The sequence below is a fragment of the uncultured Aquimarina sp. genome (genome assembly GCF_947492115.1).
Lineage (GTDB): Bacteria > Bacteroidota > Bacteroidia > Flavobacteriales > Flavobacteriaceae > Aquimarina.
Window position 1 is genome coordinate 654,560 of record NZ_CANLMM010000002.1, and the last position, 25,658, is coordinate 680,217.

General features: G+C 34.7%; 15 protein-coding genes. 10 read left to right on the top strand and 5 right to left on the bottom strand.

What is annotated here, in order from left to right:
- Positions 1-184: 184 nt before the first annotated feature.
- The 10 genes from Q1A73_RS08200 to Q1A73_RS08245 all read left to right on the top strand — a co-directional run bounded on the left by Q1A73_RS08200 (position 185) and on the right by Q1A73_RS08245 (position 9,608).
- Positions 185-1,015, top strand: a complete 831-nt coding sequence (locus tag Q1A73_RS08200; protein ID WP_299604046.1) for an SDR family oxidoreductase — start codon at positions 185-187, stop codon at positions 1,013-1,015.
- Between the two features lie 10 nt (positions 1,016-1,025).
- Positions 1,026-2,207 carry a mannonate dehydratase gene (uxuA, locus tag Q1A73_RS08205; RefSeq protein WP_299604049.1) on the top strand — a complete coding sequence of 394 codons (1,182 nt, stop codon included), beginning with the start codon at positions 1,026-1,028 and terminating at the stop codon, positions 2,205-2,207.
- A 21-nt stretch (positions 2,208-2,228) separates the two neighbouring features.
- Positions 2,229-3,068: a 5-dehydro-4-deoxy-D-glucuronate isomerase gene (gene kduI, locus Q1A73_RS08210; RefSeq protein WP_299604052.1), complete on the top strand. Its 840-nt coding sequence runs from the start codon at positions 2,229-2,231 to the stop codon at positions 3,066-3,068.
- A 7-nt stretch (positions 3,069-3,075) separates the two neighbouring features.
- Entirely contained in the window at positions 3,076-3,870 is a 795-nt protein-coding gene (locus tag Q1A73_RS08215; RefSeq protein ID WP_299604055.1) for a gluconate 5-dehydrogenase, read from the top strand.
- An 87-nt stretch (positions 3,871-3,957) separates the two neighbouring features.
- Positions 3,958-5,199 carry a DUF4861 domain-containing protein gene (locus Q1A73_RS08220; RefSeq protein WP_299604057.1) on the top strand — a complete coding sequence of 414 codons (1,242 nt, stop codon included), beginning with the start codon at positions 3,958-3,960 and terminating at the stop codon, positions 5,197-5,199.
- Position 5,200: 1 nt separating this feature from the next.
- Complete coding sequence (locus Q1A73_RS08225; protein WP_299604059.1) at positions 5,201-6,196, top strand: sugar kinase; 996 nt, start codon at positions 5,201-5,203, stop codon at positions 6,194-6,196.
- A complete protein-coding gene (locus Q1A73_RS08230; protein WP_299604060.1) occupies positions 6,197-6,874 on the top strand; it encodes a bifunctional 4-hydroxy-2-oxoglutarate aldolase/2-dehydro-3-deoxy-phosphogluconate aldolase in 678 nt (225 codons plus the stop codon).
- On the top strand, positions 6,871-7,845 hold the full coding sequence (locus tag Q1A73_RS08235) for a TRAP transporter substrate-binding protein (protein WP_366141437.1): 975 nt from the start codon (positions 6,871-6,873) through the stop codon (positions 7,843-7,845). The genes Q1A73_RS08230 and Q1A73_RS08235 overlap by 4 nt, the downstream gene beginning before the upstream one ends.
- Positions 7,842-8,309: a TRAP transporter small permease gene (locus Q1A73_RS08240; protein WP_299604064.1), complete on the top strand. Its 468-nt coding sequence runs from the start codon at positions 7,842-7,844 to the stop codon at positions 8,307-8,309. The genes Q1A73_RS08235 and Q1A73_RS08240 overlap by 4 nt, the downstream gene beginning before the upstream one ends.
- Positions 8,310-8,312: 3 nt before the next feature.
- On the top strand, positions 8,313-9,608 hold the full coding sequence (locus tag Q1A73_RS08245; RefSeq protein WP_299604066.1) for a TRAP transporter large permease: 1,296 nt from the start codon (positions 8,313-8,315) through the stop codon (positions 9,606-9,608).
- A gap of 155 nt (positions 9,609-9,763) precedes the next feature.
- Here Q1A73_RS08245 and Q1A73_RS08250 read toward each other — a convergent pair whose 3' ends face one another.
- The 5 genes from Q1A73_RS08250 to Q1A73_RS08270 form a co-directional block, all read right to left on the bottom strand.
- A complete protein-coding gene (locus Q1A73_RS08250) occupies positions 9,764-14,437 on the bottom strand; it encodes an Ig-like domain-containing protein (RefSeq protein ID WP_299604068.1) in 4,674 nt (1,557 codons plus the stop codon).
- Positions 14,438-15,096: 659 nt separating this feature from the next.
- Positions 15,097-19,920, bottom strand: a complete 4,824-nt coding sequence (locus Q1A73_RS08255; protein ID WP_299604071.1) for a carbohydrate-binding protein — start codon at positions 19,918-19,920, stop codon at positions 15,097-15,099.
- 715 nt (positions 19,921-20,635) lie between these two features.
- Positions 20,636-22,537, bottom strand: a complete 1,902-nt coding sequence (locus Q1A73_RS08260) for a BNR-4 repeat-containing protein (protein WP_299604074.1) — start codon at positions 22,535-22,537, stop codon at positions 20,636-20,638.
- A gap of 97 nt (positions 22,538-22,634) precedes the next feature.
- Positions 22,635-24,050 carry a T9SS type A sorting domain-containing protein gene (locus Q1A73_RS08265; protein WP_299604076.1) on the bottom strand — a complete coding sequence of 472 codons (1,416 nt, stop codon included), beginning with the start codon at positions 24,048-24,050 and terminating at the stop codon, positions 22,635-22,637.
- A gap of 68 nt (positions 24,051-24,118) precedes the next feature.
- Positions 24,119-25,606, bottom strand: a complete 1,488-nt coding sequence (locus Q1A73_RS08270) for a polysaccharide lyase (protein WP_299604080.1) — start codon at positions 25,604-25,606, stop codon at positions 24,119-24,121.
- Positions 25,607-25,658: the final 52 nt, after the last annotated feature.

Sequence of the window (25,658 nt, forward strand, 5' to 3'; positions counted from 1 at the left end):
TTAAAGGCAGAAGGAATAGCTTTTTAACATCAACGATATTTGCTTCCAGAAACAATTAAATAATTGAAAATCAAATTATTGTACTTTTTTATCCTACTTTATGAATGATCCTTTTTTCAAATTCAAAGAGTAATTGTCATAAAAAGTTCAACTTTGAAGGAGTTGACTTTTTTCTCTTTACACAATGAATAATAAAGTAATCGTATTAACTGGAGGCGGTGGGGTTTTAGGCCGAACATTAGCCATAGCTTTAGCTAAAAAAGGCGCAAAACTTGCCATTTTAGATTTAAGAAAAGAAGCTGCCGAAAAAGTAGTAAAAGAAATCAAACAACAAGGAGGAACTGCTATAGGGATTTCGGCTGATGTTCTTAGCAAAGAGTCATTATTAAAAGCTCAAAAGGAAATACAACGGAACCTAGGAAGTTGTGATATACTAATTAATGGTGCAGGTGGAAATCATCCAAAAGGAACTACTTCTAATACACATTTAACTTTAGAAGATCTTGAGAATAACGAAAGTGATTTTAAAACTTTCTTTGACCTGGATTCAGAAGGAATTCAGTTTGTTTTTAATCTCAACTTTATCGGCACACTACTACCAACACAGATTTTTGCAAAAGACATGGTTGGTAAGAAGGACTGTTGTATTCTTAATATATCTTCTATGAATGCCTTTACACCTCTAACCAAAATACCAGCGTATAGTGGAGCCAAAGCTGCCATTTCCAATTTCACTCAATGGTTGGCAGTACATTTTGCTAAAGTAGGCATTAGAGTAAATGCCTTAGCTCCAGGTTTTTTCCTTACGGATCAAAACCGAGCCTTGTTGACAGATGCAGAAGGAAATCCAACAAAAAGAGGAAAAACAATCATAGAACAGACCCCAATGGGAAGATATGGCGAACCTGAAGATCTAATAGGCACAACCGAATGGTTATGTGGTAATGGTTCCAAATTTGTTACTGGGGTAGTAATACCCATTGATGGAGGTTTTAGCGCATTTAGCGGAGTATAAAAAGTAAATTATGAGGTTAGAACAGACATGGAGATGGTATGGGCCTAACGATCCAGTTACCTTATCAGATATAAAGCAAGCAGGAGCAACAGGGATTGTTTCTGCGTTGCATCATATCCCCAATGGCCAAGTGTGGACCAAAGAAGAAATACTACTAAGAAAAAATATGATCGAGGCATCTGGACTACGTTGGTCAGTTGTAGAGAGTGTACCTATCCATGAAAACATTAAAACCAACTCCGGAAACTACCAAGAATATATAGATAATTATAAAACCACGATCAAAAATTTAAGCTCCTGTGGTATCCATATCATCTGCTATAATTTTATGCCTGTTTTGGATTGGACTAGAACAAACCTAGCATATCCCGTTGAAGATGGGTCCACCGCTTTACGATTTGACGCAACAGAGTTTGCTGTATTTGATCTCCTTTTACTACAAAGACCAGGAGCTAAAAACGAATATACAGACGAACAGATAGCCAATGCCAAAGCTGTTGAAAAACAAATGTCTGAGGGTCAAAAAAAACTATTGATAAATAATATCATTGCTGGATTACCTGGAGCGGAAGAAGGATACTCACTAGAAGATTTTAATGATATTTTAAGCACCTACAACGGTATTGGACCAAAAGAATTAAAGACACATTTATTCAACTTCCTCAAAGAAATTATACCCGTTGCAGAAGAGTCTGAAGTACTAATGTGTATTCATCCGGACGATCCTCCGTATCCCATTTTAGGTTTGCCAAGAGTAGTGAGTACTGAGCAAGACATTCTGGATTTATATAAGGCTGTAGATTCTCCAAACAATGGATTAACATTTTGTACAGGTTCTTTTGGAGTGCGCAAAGACAATGATCTACCAAGTATGATTGAACACTTAGGAGATCGAATTCATTTCATTCACTTGAGAAGTACCAAAAGAGATGAAAAAGGCAATTTCTACGAGGCAAATCATTTGGAGGGTGATGTAGATATGTTTGAGGTAATGAAAGCGCTCATTAAAGAGCAAAATAAGAGATCAAAAAATGGCCGATCAGATATAAACATTCCGATGAGACCAGATCATGGTCACAAAATGTTAGACGATCAACATAAGAAAACAAACCCTGGATATTCGGGAATAGGCAGACTAAGAGGCCTTGCAGAATTGAGAGGTTTGGAATTAGGAATTAGAAAATCTTTATGACATCAATAAAATAATAGAATTATGGCTACTGCTTACGAATCAAGATATGCATCTCACCCTAAGGCTGTAAAAGCAATGGATACTACCGAGTTAAGAGATGAATTTTTGATAGAAAACATCATGCAACTTGGAAAAATCAATCTCACCTATTCTCACTATGATAGATATATTGCTGGTTCTGCTGTACCGAAAGACACTTTAAAACTTGAGCCTATCGATCCTTTAAAAGCGTCTTATTTTTTAGAGAGAAGAGAATTAGGTATCATCAATGTTGGAGGAAAAGGAACGGTTGTAGTGGATGGCACTTCTTATGATTTAGAATATAAAGAAGCCTTATACGTAGGAAAAGGAAATAAAGAGATACTATTTAAAAGTCAGAGTGCTTCTAATCCAGCTAAATTTTATATCAACTCTGCTCCTGCTCATCACACCTACCCTACTGTAAAGGTGACTAAAGAAAAAGCCAATAAAATTGAATTAGGTTCTCTGGAAACATCCAATCATAGAACTGTACTACAACTTATTGTTGGAGGAATTGTAGAGACCTGTCAATTACAAATGGGGATGACTGAGTTAAAAAAAGGTAGCGTTTGGAATACAATGCCCGCTCATTCTCATGATCGAAGAATGGAAGTGTATTTTTATTTTGAAGTTCCTGAAGGTCAATCTATTTGTCACTTTATGGGTCAAACCAATGAAACTCGACATATCTGGATGCAAAATGAACAAGCTGTTATTTCTCCTCCTTGGTCTATCCATTCCGGTTCTGGTACTTCCAACTACACATTTATTTGGGGAATGGCAGGAGAAAATTTGGATTATGGAGATATGGATACTTGTAAAATAACCGATCTTAAATAAATAACCTATGTCATTATCACTATTCGACATCAAAGGTAAAAATGCCTTAATAACCGGAGCTACTCACGGTTTGGGGATGGCCATGGCAAAAGGTCTTGGACTTGCTGGTGCAACTATCATTGTAAATGGAAACTCATCACAAGAAAAAATTGATAATGCGGTAACAACTTATACCAATTTAGGCATCAAAGCTAAAGGCTATAAGTTCGATGTAACTAATGAGAACGAAGTACAAGACTCGATTACAAAAATTGAAAGTGAAATAGGACCTATTCATATTCTTATTAATAACGCTGGAATTATCAAACGGATCCCTTTGGAAAATATGGAAGTTGATGACTTTAAAGAAGTACTGAATGTAGATCTAGTGAGCCCTTTTATTGTCTCCAAACATGTAGTCAGAGGAATGATACAACGAAAATCTGGAAAGATCATTAATATCTGCTCCATGATGAGCGAATTAGGTCGTAATACTGTAGGAGCTTATGCTGCTGCTAAAGGAGGTTTAAAAATGTTAACTCAGAATATGGCAACGGAGTGGGCAAAACACAATATACAAGTTAATGGAATTGGTCCTGGATATTTCGCAACAGAACAAACTGCGCCAATTCGAATCGACGGGCATCCATTTAATGATTTTATTGTAAACAGAACTCCAGCTGCAAAATGGGGAGACCCAAATGATCTTGCTGGTTCAGCAATTTTTCTTGCTTCAAAAGCAAGTGATTTTATCAACGGACATATACTCTATGTAGATGGAGGAATTCTTGCCACAATTGGTAAACCTTCAAACGAGCAATAATGGAATGAAACCTATTATTAGGTTATCGATAACGGTTATACTTCAAGGTACATTCCATTTAAAAATTAAAACCATAAAAATAGACAGATGAAACATCTCTTTATTATTATTTCTTTGCTCTTTATCGTTATAAGTTGCAAAGATAATTCCACACCTGAATTACCCGCAAAGTATCTTAATTTTACGAACACTACTGATATTGATCGAAAAGATGAAAATATTGTTATTTCTAAAGATCGAATAGTTACAGTTTTAGATAGTATTCCGACAAACCATGTTCCAGTACTGAAGGATTCTACAGGAAAAGTGGTCCCATTTCAACTCGATGATTTAGAAAACGATGGTATTTGGGATGAGATGAGTTTAGTTTTAGATTTTAAACCGAATCAAACTAGAAAATTAGCATTGACAACTATCTCTTCAGATGACATTCCTTCCTTTAAACCAAATACAAATATTCGTTTCGGTATAGGAACCAACAAATCAAATGTAAAAGAAGTTCTAGCTCAAGAAAGAAAGGAAGATCCCAGAACTAATGATAGTATTTTTTATCAAATGGAAGGACCAGCTTGGGAGAATGATAAAGTAGGTTTTAGGTTCTACTTTGACCCTAGAAATGGCATCGACATTTTTGGTAAAACAACTTCAGAACCTGTTTTAGACAAGGTTGGATTAGGAGAAGGAAACTACCATGAATTAGCTGATTGGGGTATGGATATACTTAAAGTTGGGCAATCATTGGGTGCAGGAGCACTAGCAATCAAATACAAGGATTCTTTATATCGAATTACTGGAGTAGATCACGCCAAATTCCAAGTGATTACTGAAGGTCCTCTCCGGTCAATTTTTGAAATGAAATATCAAAACTCAAAGATCGGAGATCAACATATAGATGTGATTCACAGAATTACTATTTGGAAAGGACAGTGGGGATACCAAAGTGATGTCTTTTTTAAAGGTCTAACAGATCAAATGAAACTAGTAAGTGGAATTGTAAATCTAAAACCTAATGAAATGAACACCAAAGTGTACAACAAATACAATGTTATAGAAACCTTTGGTAAGCAATCGGAAAATAAGGACCTATTAGGTATGGCGCTATTAGTTTCTAAAGATGATTTTATTGCTCAGGAGAGAGTCGATGATGGAGGAATGGATATTGTAAACACCTATTATACTGTCCTGCAGGTTTCCAGTCAAAAACCAACCACTTTCTATTTTCTTTCTGGATGGGAAGCATCTGACAAACAATTTAAAACTTCTGAAGGGTTCGAAAAAATGGTTGAGGAAACCAGTTATAAATTATCCAATCCTATAGTAATAAATTAATATGAGCAAACAGGTAGTAACATTTGGAGAAGTACTGATGCGTCTTACTACAGCATCTCATGAACGATTCGAACAATCGAACTCGTACAATATTCATTTTGGTGGTACAGAAGCTAATGTTGCCGTATCTTTAGCCAGATGGGATATATCTACTTACCATATTACTGGATTTCCTAATAATGCTATCGGAAAAACTGCTTGTGCTTATTTAAAAAAATCTGGAATTCATACAGATCATATCAAATTCGCTGAAGGTCGAATGGGTTTATACTTCCTTGAACATGGCGTCATGCAGCGATCTTCAAAAATTATTTATGATCGATTTCATTCTTCATTTTCTCAATTAGATCCTTCACTGTTTAACTGGAACGAAATTCTTAAAGATGCAGATTGGTTTCATTGGACAGGAATTACTCCTGCAATTTCTGCTTCTGCTGCACAAATATGTTTAAATGCTATTACCACAGCGAAAGAACTAGGAATTACCATCAGTAGTGATATCAATTATCGTAGAAATCTTTGGCAATATGGAAAATCCCCTTTAGACATTATGCCAGATCTAATAAGTAAAAGTAATGTGATTGTTGGAGGTTTAACAGATTTCAAAAACTGTTTGAACATTTCTGCGGATAACTATGAAGAAGCTTGTAAAAAAATTCAAAAACAATATCCTAACATTCATACTATATCCAATACACACAGAGAAATTATTTCTGCTACTCATAATAAATTATCAGCTGTGCTATGGAACAACAACACACTATACACTTCTCAAACCTATGATATCCAAAGTATTGTAGATAGAATTGGTGGTGGGGATGCGTTTATGGCTGGACTAATTTATGGGTTAATATACAAAGAAAATAGAGAAGCTTTAGAGTTTGCTTTAGCATCATCGGTATTAAAACATGGGATTACTGGTGATGCTAATTTGGTTTCCATAGAGGAAGTTGAACAATTAGTAAATGGTAACAACATTGGGCAATTATTACGATAAATGAAGTATACTAAAGAACATATGGTTTCTATAATGGAAAAAGTGGGCGTCATTCCTGTTTTTAATCATTCTGATATTGAAATTTCTAAAAAAGTATTGGACGCTTCGTATGATGCTGGCATTAGGGTATTCGAATTTACGAATAGAGATACCAAAGCTCTTGATGTATTTTCTGAATTAAAGAAATACGCAACTAAATATGAAGATTTACTTTTAGGTATTGGAACCATATTTAGTAAAGCTCAAGCACAACAATTTATAGATGCTAAAACAGATTTCATTGTCTCACCCGCTTTGATTCCAGAAGTTATGGATTTTTGCAATGAAATAGACTTATTATCCATTCCCGGATGCGCTACCATTACTGAAGTTTATACAGCTCATCAATATGGAGCAAAACTCATCAAAGCTTTTCCCGGTAACGTTTTAGGTTCGGATTTCATAAAAGCAGTAAAATCTGTTTTGCCGCAAATAAAAATAATGCCTACAGGAGGCGTGCAGCCTACATTAGAAAATTTGAAACTATGGTTTGATTCTGGAGTGAGCTGTGTAGGAATGGGATCTCAACTTTTTGATAAAAATGATATCAAAAAACAAAACTTCTCAAAACTTACTGGTGATATCAAACAAGTGATACAGCATATACAATCAATAAAAAATCAAAGTCTATGGAAATGAAGAAATTAATTTTATTTTTTACTGGTTTGGTTTTGTTAATATCATGTTCTACGGAAAAAGAGACCAAAGTTCTCAGGCTAGCTCATACTTTGGACACAAAACATCCAGTACATAGAGCAATGGTTATTTTGGGAGAAAAACTCGAAAAAAAATCCAATGGAAACCTACAAGTTAAGTTATATCCAAGTGGTCAACTTGGTGCTGAAAGAGAATGTCTAGAACTATTACAAATAGGTAGTTTAGACATCACCAAGGTTTCTGCTGCTGTTTTAGAAAATTTTATAACAGAATATAAAGTGTTCAGCATTCCTTATCTATTTAGAGATAGAAAACATGCTTTTGATGTTTTTGATGGTGCTATTGGTGATGAGATGCTCACCAAAGGTGATAAATTTAGACTAAGAGGACTCACATTCTACGATGCTGGTAGCCGAAGTTTTTATACCAAAGAAAAACCCATTAACACTCCTACAGATCTTGAAGGGCTTAAAATAAGAGTCCAGAAAAGTAATATGGCAATTGCTATGGTGAATTCCTTAGGCGGGTCTCCAACTCCAATTTCGTGGGGAGAATTATATACCGCATTACAACAAGGCGTTGTAGATGGAGCAGAAAATAACCTTCCTAGTTTTTACACTTCTAAGCATTATGAAATATGCAAATACTTTAGCTTAGATCAACATACTTCTGTTCCGGATGTGCTATTGATTGGTTTAGATACTTGGGAACGATTATCGGAACAGGAACAAAAATGGCTAAAAGAAGCTGCCAGAGAATCCACTATAGAACAACGAAAATTATGGGCCGCTTCAGAGAAAGAATCTTTAGATGTTATTACTAAATCTGGTGTAGAAATTATTACACCTGATAAAGTCCCGTTTCAAGAAAACACTAAAAGTATTCAAGCTATGTTTAGTGATCACCCAGAAATAGTATCTCTTATACACAATATCAAAAACACAAATCAATGAAAAAGATAATAGATACTCTTTTAGAAAAAGCATTGGTTTTATTATTCTTAATAATGCTATTTAGTGTCATCTGGCAGGTTTTTTCACGGTTTTTATTACAATCACCAAGTACGATCACTGATGAAATTTCTAGTTTTTCACTGATCTGGTTAGGATTGTTAGGAGCTGCATATGCAACAGGGAAACGGCTGCACTTAGCTATAGATTTAATTCCATCTCGCATCATTGCTAAAAAGCAACTATTCTACGACGGAATTATACAAATAGCAGTATTTGTCTTCGGTTTTCTGGTAATGGTAATTGGTGGTGCAAGACTGTGTTGGTTAACTTTTGTATTTGAGCAAAAATCAGCTACCCTAGAGATTCCTTTAGGGATTATATATCTGGTTATTCCACTTAGTGGTTTATTGGTTTGTTATTATTCTTTGGAAATTTTGCTACAAAAAAGAGCTCTTAAAAAATAGTTTATGAATTATACTGAAGTTTTAATCTTAACACTAAGTTTTCTGGTACTACTATCGATTCGAGTTCCTGTAGCCTACGCCATTGGGCTTTCTGGATTATTTACCTTAATTGTTGCAATGCCTTTTATGCCATCGGTTACTACATTAGCACAGCGCATGGCAACATCGTTAGATAGTTTTACTCTCTCTGCCATCCCGTTCTTTATATTAGCTGGACAAATTATGAACAGAGGAGGTATTGCGGTAAGGCTTATTAATTTTGCAAAAGCGATTGTAGGACCTTTACCTGGTGGATTAGCCTTTGTAAATATATTTGCATGTATGCTTTTTGGTGCCATTTCTGGTTCTGCGGTAGCAGCAGCTTCTGCTATTGGAGGGTTTATGAATCCAATGATGGAAAAAGAAGGATATGACAAATCTTTTAGTGCTGCAGTGAATATCACAAGTTCTACGACAGGTTTATTAATTCCACCAAGTAATGTATTAATCATATATTCACTTGCCAGCGGTGGAGTTTCTATAGCTGCTTTATTTGTAGCTGGATATATCCCTGGATTACTAATTGGCTTTGCCCTAATGTTAGTGGCAGGAATTTATTCGATTATCAAAAAATATCCCACTGAAAAATTAGTCAGTATTTCTACTTTTTTCAAGAGATTTTTAGATGCATTACCCAGCCTTTTATTATTAGTAGTAGTTATTGGAGGTATTGTTGCTGGGATTTTTACAGCTACCGAAGCATCTGCAATTGCAGTGATCTATACGTTTATTTTAGCATTGGTTTACAAGGAAATTACATTTAAAAGTATTCCATTGATATTACTAGAAACGACTAAAACCTCATCAATTGTATTATTATTAATTGCTACTTCCATTGCTATGTCTTGGGTAATGTCTTATGAAAATATTCCACAGGAAATTAGTAATGCATTGCTTTCTGTTAGTGATAATCCGATTGTTATATTAATCCTTATCAATCTTATTTTATTGTTTGTTGGAGTATTTATGGATATGACTCCAGCAGTACTAATTTTTACACCAATATTTTTACCTATTGTAACCGATTTAGGAATGAATCCTATTCATTTTGGCATTGTCATGATATTAAATCTATGTATTGGGTTATGTACACCTCCTGTTGGCTCTGTTCTTTTTGTAGGATGTAGTGTTGCAGAATTAAGCATTCAGAAAGTAATAAGACCTTTAATGCCCTTATTTTTGATTATGATACTTGTTCTGGTATTGATCACCTATATACCAGAATTAAGTCTTTGGCTACCACAAGCATTTGATCTTTAAACCTAATTGTACACTTTTATAAAGTAACGGACCTCTTTGCAAATTACAAAGAGGTCCGTTATCGTTCTATTCATCTGTTTTACCACTTTATTGTAGCATTTGAGTTTTTTAGATCAATAATTCTAATCATCCATTATTTATCTAAGAAAAACAACCTATTTTTTAGCAACTTTAAAAGTTTTAGTATTTGAACTATTATCAAAATCCATTATTTTAACTAAATATAGCCCAGCAGAAAAAGGTTCCATAGAAATAATATTTTCTCCTTCTGTTAACTCCTTTTTAATTTTAACAGCTCCTAATACGTCATATACTGTAACTACTTTCCCAGCTGTATTTCCAGAGATAAATAAGGTGTTCTGAACTGGATTAGGGTAAAGTCTCAACTCCTCATCTTCTATTGGAGTTTTATCTTCTTCTAACACCTCAAAAATCCAATGTTGATTTTGATTACTATTACTGTTAGCCCATAGATAGGTAGCCCTTCCATTAGCTCCTCCAAAATCTCCATCTATTGAGAATCCACTAGAGTTTCGTTTTTCCAAACGATACATATCCCCAGAGATCTTCACCTTTCTCCAATGCTGATTCTGATTGTTATTTTGACAGTTCCATAGAATTATGTTTTGACGTAATGCTCCGTTATTTCCTCCATCCATACATAAGTCAGTATTTACTTTTTGGTATGAATAATAGCCATTCCCACGATCAATTTCTATCCATTGCTGGTTTACATTATTTGGATTGGCAGCATATAAAAACACGTTATTATTAGGAGCACCACCATTCCCGCCGTCCAGGGCGAAATTGATAGCATTACGCTTACGTATGTGAACCTTAGTATTTCCTTCAATAGGGTTGTCACCATCATCACACGGTTCATTTGATGTTCCATGGATATAATCAATAAACGTATGTCTAGGAGCAGTTACATCAGTCGGGAAATCCAAACGTATCGCTGTTATTGTTTTTCCCATCCATGTGTTGAAACCACTCATGTCAAAAACCAGATCCTCATACACATTGGTAGTTTGTGGTGCTACTACAACTGAACGTGCTTGTGCAAAATTAGGTTGATCTGTTGTAGTCCAAAATAATTGAAACATACCACTTGCTTCTGATTTAGCTCTAACACGGAATTTGGGTACTTGATTTCCTTGAAAACTTAACCCATTTTTGATAATGTATGGATCGTTAGAATAATCCGATCGTAATAACCAATACATATCATTTGAGGTATTGTGCGCGGCAATATTTTGTCTTATAAAACCTTCATCAGTTCCGTTAAAATCGAATTTAAGACTTGATACCACACAACCTGTATCAGGATCGGGATCGGTATTTGAATCCACTATGGTAATGCTCTTTATAGCAGTTGCTGTAGTTCCACTGTTATCTGTAGCTACCGCTCTTAACGTATAGCTTCCAACCGCCAAGTTCAGTAATAAAGGATCTTCGTTACCTGCATTTGCTATACCCCATTCGTAAGGAACTACATTTTCCTGACGCACAAATTCATCATTGATATATAATCTAACATTAGCAATAGAACCATCACTATCAGACGCATCAATCACTACACCAAGATTTTCTCCCACGTCAAATGATGTATTCACAGGACTTGTAAAAGTTACTACTGGGGATTGATTTTCTCCTGAAACGTAAATAGTTTTCGTAATGGTAGTGCTTGCACCACTATTATCAGTTGCTACTGCTCTTAAGGTATAATTACCAGCAGACAAGTTGAGTAATAAAGGATCTTCATTACCTGCATTTGCAGTTCCCCACTCATAAGGAGCTCCATTTTCTTGTCGTACTAAAACGTCATTGATATATAATATAACATTAGTTATAGCACCATCATTATCTGATGCATTAACTACTACGCCTAAATCCGCTCCTTCATCAAACTGATCACTACTTGGACTTTGAAAACTTACAGATGGTGGATTGTTTTCTACCGGAATATTGCTGTCACAATCAGCATTTTTATTATTCCTTACCATACCAACAGGTATACCACAGGATTGTCCAGCCCATCTTGCATAAATCAAAGTACCAACTGGAACGTTATTAAAACTTCTATTACCTACATTATCATTAATCGTTTGGGAATAAGTTTTTCCTCCGTCTAAACTTATTTCTAGGTTCGTACGATTTGGATTGTTAGCAATATGAAAAGTAGCTCTTGCATTACAACCTGATTGATTAGATGTGGTAACGTAGGCATTCATCAAATCAGGTTCTGAATTATAGATATTAAAATTAGGTAAATTACCTGAATTCCATCTAACCATGTACTGAGTATATCTCAGTTCGTTACTTAGTACAAACTTTATATATAAATCACCGTTATTTCTTGTATAAGCTGTAGTGTTAGAATTTCTCACAGCAGCAAGGTTACCACTCTGAGTTATTCCATCCATTCTTATTCCATTCAGGTTTCCAAAACCTTTAAAACGAACGGTTACTTCTCTACCGGCTAACTGATCATTATACATTTTTATTTCCATATTATTGCCAACAAGACTATTGTAGTATATAGATTGCTCGTATTTGTTTTGAGCATCATCAACTGTCAAGTGAAAATTCGAATTAGGACCTACTGCACAAGGGTTCATTTGAATAGATTTAGAGATACCACATCCCTCCTTCTTTCTAGTAATGGTGCTGTTTACATCGTTACCTACCCTCATCGTCACAAAAGATTCTGGAGTACTATGAAGTCCATTCCAGTTATAAGGCTGGTAGGAACCATCAAGTAACATAAAACCGTTTTGACTAAGTAATGTACTTGGTACACCTGTACGTGTTACAGAGCCGTCCAAATCTCTAATAACATTACTCCAAGTTTGCATACAATTAGCAGAATTTGTTGTAGGAGGCCTATGTTGATGAGCAATGTTCACGTTTGCAGTTCCTTGGTGATTATAGGTGATACCGCGCAATAAGTGATTAGAGAATTTAGATCCTGCTCCGTTATTATCAAATATAGAGCTGTCAGATCTATTCCAATTTACCAAATGGGAATCATACATTCTGATCGCACCATCATACAAAAGGTTTAGGGATTTTTGCTGGTTTGAGGAGAAGATGCCATTACCTGTATCAGATATAAGTAATGAATTTTGAACCGTTAATCTGGTAGCTACCATCGTATGAAATCGTGCATCAGATAAGGTCGCATTTTCAAAAATGATATCTTCTAAAACACTACCAATACCAGCATATATATTTAAGTTATTACTAAAGGCCGTAAAATCTCTTACAATAAATGGATTATTGATGCTGAACCCAACATTAGTTCTTAGGCTATGATTATTTGTAAGTGCATCATTAATATCAAATCCTGAAAACGTACTATGGACAGTATTTCCAGAAAATTCACCAAATTCGGTTTGACGTGGTCTTAGATTTGCAAGAGAAGGTAAACTTTCAGATAAGCCTGTGGGTTTATCAGGAAAAGCGAACCAATAGGCCGTACCCTCTGTACCTGCAACGATATTATTAATAAAGGTGTTGTCGGGATTGGTAATCCAAAAAGCAGAAGGAGAAGCATTTTGGTTCTGAGAAAAATCAAAATCAGAATCTAATAATTTATCCTGAGCAAGCGGTTTTCTCGATAGCAAGACCAGATTATTTGAAAACACATTATTAATCTCTGAGCCATCTTCCAAAAAGATTCCATGCCCTCTATGGTCATACGCAACATTATTATCCACTAAAGTACCCCAAGTACCATGAACTGTAATTGCTCTGTTGTAACTTTTTCGAATACTACAGTTGCTGATATACTGTCCTGTACCAGACTCCCCTAATAAGTGCCAGTGCCAAGGATATCTAGCTAAGGTTCCTCCTTGTCCCATTCTGAAGAATTCAACATTATCAGCGTTTCCAACAGATCCATTCATAATCATAACATGCGCACCATATCGATTGGCGTCTGTAGTATCATTACCACCTTGTATGGTAATATTTCTACTTAACAACCCTACTTCAACTCTTGTATCCATTGTCCAACTTCTGGATCCATTAGAATACATTTGTAACTCTCCCATTCTAGGGTATTGTAACCCTTGTGCAAATGAAATTGTTCTTCCATTAGCAGAGACCCCAGTTATAGTTCTTTCTTCTGCTTCCTCAGGATTTAATCTGTTAGACGTGATAACTACTGTATCACCTACTTCCCAATCAACCACTTCTGCCAGCGTAATTGACGTAGAACCAACAGGTGTTTGGGTACCTATTTTTACCCAAGACTTTTTTGGATTACCATGTAAATTCATAGTAGCACCACCCATTACCATAATAGCCTTAGAGTTAACAGAAGTTCCTGGAATTAATTCATTTCTATTGGTTCCAGTTAAGGTAATAACACCACCTTCTGTACTGATATAGGGTTGATCCTTTGTGCCAATTTCCATTAATGCATTTTGCCCCATTACCATGATATACTTAGTCGTTAAGTTAAACCAGGTTCCCTGAGTTTGATGGTTATAAGCTCTTAAAGTTCCGTTTACTCTAATACTTCTGGCATTACAATTTCCAATTAGTGTTAGTGTCATTCCTTCAGGTACTACCACATCATCACCTGAAGTTGGTCGTATACCATTTTGCCAGGTACTATCTTGATTCCATGCTCCAGATTGTATTGGTTGTATGGTAGCTAAATTTAAAGGAGGTAGACAATCATAAGAAGATGTCACCTTTTTAATGGTATTCTTTCTAGGAGTATGAGCAAAAAGATTGCCAATTCCCACGAACAAAAACATCATTATAACAAACGTACAAAAACGTTGTTTTTTTGGTATGTATTTACGCTTTTTCATTAGTTAGTTTAATTTTAGTGGTTAAAAGAATTATATTGTTTTATTTGATAATCTTCATATATGCATATGAGACCATATTTGCATTTTATATTTTGTTTACATTAATAAGTCATAGACAATTAAATCCTATGCAATCATATTGCAGACAACTAATTGAAGCCTGAAAAAATGAAAACATCTAATGTTTAAAATAAAGTGTTAAAGATCCTAGAGGAGAAGGAACATTAAAACAAATACAATTGAGCTGTTTTCTTCACGATAAAGAAAATTAATCAGGATCTTAATACAATTGAAAGACTTGCAAATAAGATCTGTATTAAATAAATTCTATAAAGTGATACAATGTAAATTCATGTTTAAAGAAGAAACGTCTGGAATTTCTTCTATGCTTGAAACTATTTTTTCTTGTTTTAGTAGATATTATTCGACAAAAGATAATAGAGATACAATTATCATATAATATTACCTCTAATAAGTTAGTAAATAATGGTTGGTTTAAGTCCAAGAGATATTTAATGGATCTTACATTATAAACTTTCACATTTTATTGGTCTATTTAAACGTATTGATATAACATTCCTTGTATAGAAAACCAAACCGCTTTATATGCGATTTGGTTTTTTAATAGAATTATAGTCCAAAGGCTACATTCACTTTTACTAATCCGACTTAACAACTTTATATAACATGGGTTCTGCTCTACGATTATTTAGATCAATAATTCGTACCATATATATTCCTTTGGATAATCGACCTAAATCAAGTTCATTCTCGTTTTCCCCCAAAGAAACATTCATTTTTTCTGCTCCAAGCATATCATATACTTTTACGATTTTAGTAAAATTTGCTTGAGACATACTTAGAATGTTTCTCACTGGATTCGGATATAACACAGGTGTGCCTTGTTGTGTTCCTTCAGGGTTTTTATTATCTAAATACGTAATTACCAATTTTGGAGCTCCAGTTGTTCCATTTTCTTTAGATCCAAAAGCAAAATCATTTCCTCCATTCATTTCTAGTATTAGACTTACTCTATTACTATTAGTCTTAGAAAGTTCTAGTGGCACCGTGATCGTAGAGCCAATGGTATAAGTACCTGTTCTCGATCCTATTGTCTGTGATTTCTTAGTTGGTTTATTCTGATTGGAAAGATTTGCCTCTGTCCAATTACTATGTGTACCTTCCTGAATAATAACTCCTCCATTACCAGCATCTCCAAATACTTCAAATTCTAATTCGGCACTTACTATCTCTCCATTAATTCCAGATGTATCAAACATTAAATATCCGGTACGTCTTCCATTTTCTAGTCTCACCATGTTATTATTAAAACGGATACCATTATCTAGATAAGCATCATGTATTACTGATAATGTGGTAGTAGTTTCTATCTGAGTTGGTTTTGTAACTTCAACTCTATCTACATTAAATAAGTAATTGCCTCCTCCAGTATATGATAATCGTAATGTTTGAATCCCGCTAGACATCGCTATAGAACTGGTGTAGGCTTGATATGAATGCCAATTTGCATTACTTGGAATTTGAATTGTTCCTTTCAATGTATTATTAGTATAAATTTGGATACTACCTCCTTCTGTAGCGCTAGAAGCAAAAGCAGTAATTTCATACATTCCAGAATCGGCTACATCAATCTCATATTCAGTATAGTTCCCATTAAGAATGAACCCAAGATTCTCTCCTCCACCTGGTGTATTTTCTATTCTTACACTTCCAGATATATTAGTGTAAGCTTCAGCTTCGAAATTTCCAGGAATAGCAATCACACTTACATCTTCCTCAACATTAAGCGTGAAACTTTTTGAGGCCGTACAACCATTCACATCAATATTCGTTACGATATATGTACCTGCTTGATCTAACTGAACATTCGACAATAACAATCCTCTATCATTATGACTAAAATTATTTGGACCTATCCAGGACCAACCGTTTGATGTGGGTCCAAATTCTTCAGATTGAGGACCAAACCAAACCGTATCACCTACATTAGCACTAGCCATATCTACAGATTCCCAACCCGTATTATTGATATTTACATATGGTATAATATCACATGTTAGATCAATTACAGTAATCGTCTTAATTTCCGTAGTACTTGTACCGTTTGTAGCTGTCGCTACTGCTTTTAACTCATAGGTTCCAGCTACTAAATTTAATAAGGCAGTATCATTAGCACCTGGATTCGCACTTCCCCATTCGTACGGAGCTGCATTTTCTTGTCGTACCAAAATATCATTTAGATAAAGTCTGATGTTAGCAATATTTCCATTGGTAACCCCAACTACAACACCAATATCATCTCCTGCTATAAACTGGTCATTTGATGGACTCGTGAAAGTTATCTCTGGAGTATTATTACATGGAGCATTGGAGGCATCGGGTCCATGTATATAATCTATCCAAGTATGTCTAGGCGCAGAAGCATCTGGTGGAAAATCCAAACGAATTTTGGTAATTGTTTTTCCCATCCATGTATTCAGATTACTCATATCAAATACAAGTTCTTCGAATACGTTAGTTGTTTGCGGAGCAACTGTTACCGATCTATCTGCGGCAAAATTAGGTTGATCGGTAGTTGCCCAGAATAATTGGAAAGTACCCGCAGCTTCAGATTTTGTTCTAATTTTTAACTGCGGCACCTGATTTCCACTGAATTTCAAACCATTCCTAACAATATAAGGATCATTGGAGTTATCTGCTCTAATTAACCAAAATTGATCACTACTTGTATTTGCCGCAGCTGTATTAAATCGTTGAAAACTCTCATCTGTATTACTAAACTCAAAGTTTAAATCAGATGCATTATTTGGGTTTCCACAAGTATCTGTTTCTACAATATCTGGTCTACCATCACCATCGCTATCCATTGCAGTTACTCCATCTAGATCATTCGTAGTACATGGTAGGGCTGCCGGTTGGAAACTTCCATTATTATCCCAGTTAAAGAAAATATTAGATCTATCATCTCCTCCTAAATTTCTTAGTTTAAGATATACATCACCGTTACCTGCTATGAAATAAGCATTATCCGTTGCACTTTCTACCGCAGCAATAGAATTTAGACGTGGTAAATTAAAATTATGCCCCCTTGCTCTAAAATTACCGAGTTTTCCTAGTCCTTTAAAAACTACAAATCCTAAATCTCCAGCATCTCCTCTATTCCAAATGAGATGAATGCTTTTATTTGATGGTGCTCTATCCAGATAATATGTATATCTAAAGCCTTCATTGACAATAGTAGGAAACTTATACGTTCCTGAAGACGCATTTCCAGATTCATAGAAACAAACATTTTCTGTTCCAGGTTTCGAACGGACTACTGATATTCGTGTTCCACTGGAATTAATCCCTGCAAGCCATAATCCTGCGAAGAAATAATCAGATCTCGCAGCATTTCTCCAGGAAGGATGTCTGTATTCGTGTCCATCTCTAAGAAATGCTATATCTCTAATTAGTGTTGTATTTGCTTTTCCGGTTAATCCTCCATCATAGTCTTTGAAGAACTGTCCCACTTTCCTGGCGCGAGTATTATCTGTATTTGGTAAAGGAAAAAATCTAAATGGGAACGGTTCTGAAAATCCTTTTGTAGTTCCACGGAATGTAGGGTTAAAATTCTCTGTGGCTCCTCCTCCTGTAATTTGCTTAATCATTTCTGCATTAGATCGATTCCATCCTTCAAAATGACAATCTATATGTCTACCAGGTCCATCATAAAACCTAAAGAATTCTCGTACTCCATTGAATACTCCAAGATCTGTATCTACATTAAACAAACTATTTTCTATAGTTAGATCTCCAGCAAGCATAGAAACTGTTTTATTATCACTAAAAGCACAATTATAAAAAACTGTATTCTCATTAGTACCTCCTACTCCCAATCCACTGTATAATGCCTGATCATTTCCGTACATCAGACCATCTTTAATTAATTGTCTAGTGTTTACATCCCATCCAAAATTCTTTTTTAAAGAATGATTAGGGTTTAATCTGTCAAAAACGTCCCAACCAGTCATACAAGTATGCGCTACGAAACCATCAAAACTTCCTAAAGGTTCTTTTGAAGGATTTAACCCCTGATAATAGGCTAAGTTTCCAGAATCAAACATCGGTCTTTCTGGAAAAGCAAACCAAAATCCTGTCCCTTCTGTACCTGCAGCTACATTATTCTCGAAGTAATTATTCGGATTCGTAATCCAATAAGAAGCTGGAGTTCTATTTTGGGGTTCGTTCGCTTCATTATCTGAAGGTGTTAATTGTTCTCCTGGTTTTGGTCTTCTTGTTACAAAAACTACATTATTCTTAATGGTGTTAAAACGTTCTGCACCATCTTCTAAAAAGATTCCGTGCCCTATTTGATCATAGGCAAATATCCCATCTACAGTTACATAATCAGTACCATGAATAGTTACAGCTCTATTAAATGATTTGTGTACACTACTATTTCTAAAATAACTTCCTTGTGCTTTATCTTCATTTAAATGCCAATGAAACGGGTATCTTCCCAAAACTCCTTTTTGGCCCATTTTATATAATTCAACGTTTTCTGCATGAGCGATAGAATTTTTCATCAACATAATATGACCTCCAAATCCAGTTTGCTCATTATTAGCATCCATTTTTCCTTGAATCTTGATATAATGTGTCAGCAGACCAACTTCAGCCTGAATATTTACATTCCAAGTTTTCCCGTCTCGAGCTCTTGTATAGGTTTTAGATCCACCGATATGGGTAAATTGCAGTGGGGATGCTAATGTAAGTGTTCTTCTATTTCCGCTAATGGCAGTAATCCGTGCTTCGTCAACATTGTTCCAAGCTTTCGACTGAGAGCTTGCTAATCCTGTAGCAGTTAATGCAATTTGATCTCCTACTTCCCAGTCTACAGCTTCTTTAAGTGTAATTTGCTGCGCTCCTTGATTAGCTGTAGTTGCAATATTTGTCCAACTCATTCTTTTCTTTCCATGTAATTCTAGACGACCACCACCCATAACCATAATGGCTTTATAAGATGCAGCTGCATTGACTACTTTGGTACCCGTAAGTGTGATCTGACAACTAATTCCATTAGCATTTCTACTAGCATGATAAGGTTGTGCTTCAGTTCCAACTTCCATATAACCGCCATTGGCAACCATAATGCTTCGCGCTTCTAGATCGATCCACGCTCCTCCAGCTTGCCAATTAACAGCACTTAATTTCCCTTGTACATTAATGTTTCTTGCTCTACAGGTTCCTACCATAACTAAATCTATACCTGGAGGCACTACTACATCATCATTCGAAGTTGGAGCAACACCATTAGGCCACGTAGATCCTTGATTCCAGAAACCTGATTGTACAGGACTAATAGTTGCTAAGCTAGTTGTTGGTGGAACACAATCATAAGAAGAAGAGACTTTCTTAGGTTTAGTATTCGTTGGTGTATTAGCAAAACCATTACTTATTCCCATACATAATAACATCATTATAAACAAGGTGTACAGGTGCTTATACCTTGTTGTGCGTTTACGATTTTTCATTGTGAGTTTGTGTTAGGTTAATTTTAAAAGGTTCTTTAATAAGAGTATTTCGGTTAATTGAGAGCTTCATTATTAGACTTATATCCTATAGATATACCTCATCACTCGAAAAAACTGAGTAATGATGTACATTTACTTTTGATCATAGAAATACTTTCATAGTATTCTTCTTTACATTCTTTTAATGTCTTCAATTACAAATGAATCGATGACATATCTTTTTTAATCCTTGTTATACACAGGATTTTCAGTACAAATACTGATGCGCTAAAACGAATAAATATTTAAAGATCTAAGGGAAGAAAATATTTAAATATTAAACGAACTACATTCGTTTATCTATTTAGAGTTATATCAAAAAAAGAAAACTTGAGCCTTCTATGAAAGTTCTTTTTTCTATGAATTTTTTTTTAATAATTACTCTCTTTTTTATTCTAGAAAAGGTCTGGAACTTTTCTAATAAGTATAAAGCTAAACTAATAAATATATTGTCTATTATCTTTATTGAATCTTTCTTTAAAAAACCACAAAATACTGACAAACAATTATTTAATATTTAAATTTCAATATACTTTAAAGATTTTTTTATCATTATTAAACGTAATAATTTAGTTGTTTGTGTTAATCGATCATAATCGAAACTATCAGACATTTTTTGGCATTATTTTTTTACAAATACTTTATTGATTTGCTCTACATTACTTGAAATATGAAGGACATACAAACCAGCACTCAATTCAGAAAGATCTAATATTGTACTTTCTTCAGAGGTGGATCGAGTGAATACTTTTTTTCCAAATACATCATACACTTCTAAGATTATATTCTTTTGCGAAAGACCGATAATATTTAATTTATTTTCTTTAACAGGGTTTGGATAAATCTTGACATTCTGTTCTACTTCTTCAAACTCATCAATAGAAAGTATTTGCTGTTCTACAATGAATATGAATGAAATTTCTGAAATTCCACCATCATTATCAGTAGCAATTGCTTTTATAGTATGCTCTCCTACTGACAACCCTAATAATTCATCAGTGAGATTTCCTTGTCCCCAAGTATATGGTGGATTTACTTCCTGTCTTATAAAATCATTGTCAATATATAATTGAACATTACTTATACTTCCATCTATATCAGATGCATCAACCGTTACTTCAAAACTAGCATACCCTTCTTGTAACACGATATTTTCCGTAGGTGTTACAAAAGAAAGTATAGGTAATTCATTGGGAATATCTACTGATTCCAGTTTCAATTTTAAATAATGTAGTGGTAACTGATCACTATTTCTTTCTTCAGATGCAATAATATGTAAATACCCATTTGCATACTCATATACCATTTGATCAAATTCTTCATTTCCGGACCATGTATAATCAGTTCGCCAATTACTTTCACCTTCTTTGGTACTTCTTAGTTGAATTTTTCCATTAGTCTTTACCTCTATGCTATATACTCTACCATCATCCCCAGGAAAATTAACAGGTGGAGAACCTCCTGAAGCTTTGATCACTTCATCAGAATTCGGTTTTGTATAGTAGTGAACGGTTCCTTGTCCAGGTATTCTATTTGTAAAATGAATTGCTTTATTCTTAGAAACCACAAAATTGGGAGCACTAGTCATGCCATTGCTTCCATTTGGTAAAGGGTCTGCAATTTTAAATTTATTCATCTCTGTAAGTCCTTCAATTGGTGTAGAAATGTTTTGACCATTGAGATTTTCCCAAGTATCTCCCAATCCATTATTTCCAATCGCCGCATAGTAAAATCCTTTATTAAACTCGACATCGTCTCCTTTTATACGAACAGAACATCCTAAATACAATTGATCAAAAAAATATCTAAATCCTCCATATTGATTAAATTCAGGATTTTCGTTGTTTCCTCTCATTACTAATTGAGTATCCGACCAAGAATTTCCATCATACAGGATAATATACTTATCTCCTTGTCTAGATGTTCCTAAACGGTACTCTACAATTAATTCACCATTCTGATTTACTTCCGTATTGGGATACGTAAATCTGGATATTACATTTCCTGGTTTAAAATAATTTCTTCTGGATGAAAACTTATCTAATGTAAAGTCCGAATCTGGCGCAAAAGCGATATTCTTTTCTGAGAATCTATATTTTAATTCACTAGCATGCATATCATACATTAGATGAATCGTTCCATCAATTGGAGAAACTCCTAATGACGCAACTCGGTGAGAATTTCCTTCACCAGAACTATACAGACTAACCTTATCAGGAAATTGTATGGTAGCCCATGTATTAGATTCTAAATGAAGTCTGGATAACATTAAATTTCTGTTTTGCATTCCTCCTTTATACCAGGTCAAAAACAGATACCCATTTACGAATTGCAAACAATCTCCTTTAGGTGAAATATTTCTGTTGAAACGCGCTGCTGGTTGATCAGGATCCGCATACCAAAACTTCAAAGCGTTTTGATTCAGTTCTTCATGTTTTTCTAAACTTACTTGTGCTATTAGGAAATTATTAGTACAAATAAATAAAACAGAAAACACTATAATAATTGGTTTTAAGTGATTCATAGTGAACGATATTTTATTAAAAATCTATAAACCTTTTACAAAGAAACCCTCTGATTATTTTACACTTCTTAATCCCCATCAGTGCGAAGTGAACAATCTACTTTTTAAGTACTTTAATAGTCTGTATATTTTTACCTTCATGTTGTGCTCTTAGAAAATAAACCCCTTTAGAAAACTTAGAAAAATCTAGAGAAAATTTTTCTTTTGATTCTTTATCTAAAACTGATTGAAATAACTCTTTCCCCTGTAAATCATATATGATAACATTAGAAATTTCTGCCTTTGGTATTTCTATAGTTAAAAGATCAACAACTGGAATAGGATACACTGTCATTGGTTTTTCTATTGAAAAATCAGGAGTAGATAATACATTTTCTTCTACCACCAACTCAAAAGTAGTTTCACTTGTACCTCCACGATTATCGATAGCTACTGCTTTTATTTGGTATGTGCCAGCAGCTAAGTTTTTCAGTTGCTCGTCCAGATCATCTCGATGTCCCCATTCGTAAGGTGGATTTACTTCTTCTCGTATTTCCACATTATCCATATATAACTTTACGTTCTCAATAGTTCCATCGGGATCACTAGCGTCTACATTTACTATTAGATTATGACCTTCTTCTACGGTTATTGTTGGGGAAGTTGGTGCACTAAATGATACTACTGGTAATTGATTCTCTCCAGAATCCGATCCAGATGGCATTGCTGATTCTAAAGTAGTAGCGATTCTCATTTCATCATAATAAGTAGTCGTGTTAAAATTACAGGCATTTGAATTATACGATCCCCATTTTGGATATACCACTTTACCATCAAATGTCTTATGAAATGCTCGCTTACCATCGGAGGAAATATCCACTTGATAATCTTGAAAATCAGAATTTGAAAGTGTTTGTTTTTGTCCATTATACCATAGCTCTACGTAACCTATGTCATCATTTCTAGACATTTTTATACCAACTACAAAACTTACCCACGTATTTTCTGGAATAGATTTGCTCCATAGTGTAGTTTTACGTTTGCTGATCGATCCACTACAGGAATTCCAACTAGGAAAACATGGACCCCAAGCACTAAAAGTCAACGTACCATTTCCATATCCCATGTTTAAAGGGTAATTCTGTGTATTGTTCTGGTCTCCTGCATCTGTTTTCCATTGCCAAACGGCTATACCGCTTGTAATATTTGGTGTAGACTCTATTTTCCATCGCCACCCGTAATAGACAAAATCCCCTTCTTCCGGTTCATAATTATTTACAGTACCAGTAGTTCTGGCAAATTCACCTCTTTTTTGACCAGTGGGTTTCTGTATCCTCCAGACCTTTCCATATTCAGAATCATTTACTGTAGATGCCGAAGAATTATTATTAGATTGATTACTGCAATCATCACCAGCATTTCCTGAATCAAACCTTCTAAAGCTAGAATTAACACTCTTGTCAGGATCTCCATACCATAAAACCTGCGCTTTTAAACTATTGATTGAAAGTAAAAATACAACGTTTATGACCATGATCTTTAGACATAAAAATTCAGAAGTGCTCTTTGATTTTATCTGTACCATAAGTTTCTTATCTCAAGTTATTTTTTTACCAAAAGTTTGGATGTACTCAATTTTCCACTTTTTACCGTCATCAAAAACATTCCAGAACTTAATGCACTTGTATTTATTTCTATTACAGAACTATTAGAAGTAATGGTTTTAATTGTTCTTCCGCTTACATCATTTATTTTAATCTGAATAGCTTGTGTAGTATTTCCTTCATTCTCTATAAAGATTATATTATCAGCAGGATTTGGATATATTTTAATCTTTAAATCAGATGCATCAAACTCGTCTACTGACAACACATTTTCTTCTACCACTAGCTCAAAAGAAATTTCACTTGTACCTCCTCGATTATCGGTAGCTACAGCTTTCATTTGGTATGTGCCAGCAACTAAGTTTTTTAATTGCTCATCTAGATCATCTCGATGTCCCCATTCGTAAGGAGGATTTACCTCTTCTCGTATTTCTACATTATCCATATATAACTTTACGTTCTCAATAGTTCCATCGGGATCACTCGCTGCTACATTTACCATAAGATTATTCCCTTCTTCTAAAGTAACTGTCTGAGAAGTTGGTTCATTAAAAGATATCACTGGTAGCTGGTTCTCTCCATTATCTGTAGCATCAGAACAGTTAGTCCATACTTTAAAATCATCAAAGTATACATAATCATCCTGAGGCGATTGCCACCAATCATCTGAACGATTTCCACCTCTATAGGTATGCATTACAACTGAATTAATTTTAACACTTCCTTTTCCTGATAATCGAAACATAACGTCATCTAAATCCACTAATAATTCTCCATCGATATACATCTTCAAAACACCGTTTTCCTGACCAGGTGTATTCAATTTTAGATATTGCTTTACGGTGTACCAGGTATTTCGTTCTAGTTTTAAATCTCCAAGACGTGTATTTCCTCCACATCTTGTTTCCCTATTAGGCAAATAATCGTACACAATAAGATAAGGTGGTTGTGTATGCGCCGTATTGGAACGCCACATTAGTCGACAAGAAAATGCGTTCTCAATGGTGTTTTGATTTTGTGTACAACCGGCAGGTTGAGACCCATTCGGAGTAGAAGCTCCTCCTAAACCAGGAAGTTTTCCTCCAGTAGCCCAAACAAAGTCATCTGCAAATTTTACACGATATTGTAGTACCGCCTCTTCGACACCATCAAAACTACTATCGAATACAAAACCTCCAGTTCTGCCGCTAGCATCATCCTTAGTAAACTCTGCACGCAACTCACCATTAATTACTCGATTTCTTTGTGGAAAATCATTACTAAGCCCTCTAACATTTCCGCCAGAAGTTCTTCCTCCTAAGTTTGGAAAATCATTATTAGCCATACTTCTAGTATATAATTGGTTTTCTCCATTGTATTGGCTAAAATCCTGATCTACGACTAATTGTGAATTATTACAGTCTTGAGCTCTAATTCCAGTGCATATTAGAAGGAAAATAATGATGATCTTATGCTTCCAAATTTTGTTTAGGTTCGGTGTTTTCATAATAAGTTTTAGTTGGTTTTAAGATCTTTTGTGATTACTATGCAATGAAATT

What these genes read in the sequence shown, in the direction of transcription:
- Q1A73_RS08260 (WP_299604074.1), bottom strand. Translation starts at nt 22,537, where the DNA reads ATGAATCACTTAAAACCAATTATTATAGTGTTTTCTGTTTTATTTATT.
- Q1A73_RS08200 (WP_299604046.1), top strand. Translation starts at nt 185, where the DNA reads ATGAATAATAAAGTAATCGTATTAACTGGAGGCGGTGGGGTTTTAGGC.
- Q1A73_RS08270 (WP_299604080.1), bottom strand. Translation starts at nt 25,606, where the DNA reads ATGAAAACACCGAACCTAAACAAAATTTGGAAGCATAAGATCATCATT.
- Q1A73_RS08235 (WP_366141437.1), top strand. Translation starts at nt 6,871, where the DNA reads ATGAAGAAATTAATTTTATTTTTTACTGGTTTGGTTTTGTTAATATCA.
- uxuA (WP_299604049.1), top strand. Translation starts at nt 1,026, where the DNA reads ATGAGGTTAGAACAGACATGGAGATGGTATGGGCCTAACGATCCAGTT.
- kduI (WP_299604052.1), top strand. Translation starts at nt 2,229, where the DNA reads ATGGCTACTGCTTACGAATCAAGATATGCATCTCACCCTAAGGCTGTA.
- Q1A73_RS08220 (WP_299604057.1), top strand. Translation starts at nt 3,958, where the DNA reads ATGAAACATCTCTTTATTATTATTTCTTTGCTCTTTATCGTTATAAGT.
- Q1A73_RS08245 (WP_299604066.1), top strand. Translation starts at nt 8,313, where the DNA reads ATGAATTATACTGAAGTTTTAATCTTAACACTAAGTTTTCTGGTACTA.
- Q1A73_RS08215 (WP_299604055.1), top strand. Translation starts at nt 3,076, where the DNA reads ATGTCATTATCACTATTCGACATCAAAGGTAAAAATGCCTTAATAACC.
- Q1A73_RS08225 (WP_299604059.1), top strand. Translation starts at nt 5,201, where the DNA reads ATGAGCAAACAGGTAGTAACATTTGGAGAAGTACTGATGCGTCTTACT.
- Q1A73_RS08265 (WP_299604076.1), bottom strand. Translation starts at nt 24,050, where the DNA reads ATGGTCATAAACGTTGTATTTTTACTTTCAATCAATAGTTTAAAAGCG.
- Q1A73_RS08240 (WP_299604064.1), top strand. Translation starts at nt 7,842, where the DNA reads ATGAAAAAGATAATAGATACTCTTTTAGAAAAAGCATTGGTTTTATTA.
- Q1A73_RS08255 (WP_299604071.1), bottom strand. Translation starts at nt 19,920, where the DNA reads ATGATGTTATTATGTATGGGAATAAGTAATGGTTTTGCTAATACACCA.
- Q1A73_RS08230 (WP_299604060.1), top strand. Translation starts at nt 6,197, where the DNA reads ATGAAGTATACTAAAGAACATATGGTTTCTATAATGGAAAAAGTGGGC.
- Q1A73_RS08250 (WP_299604068.1), bottom strand. Translation starts at nt 14,437, where the DNA reads ATGAAAAAGCGTAAATACATACCAAAAAAACAACGTTTTTGTACGTTT.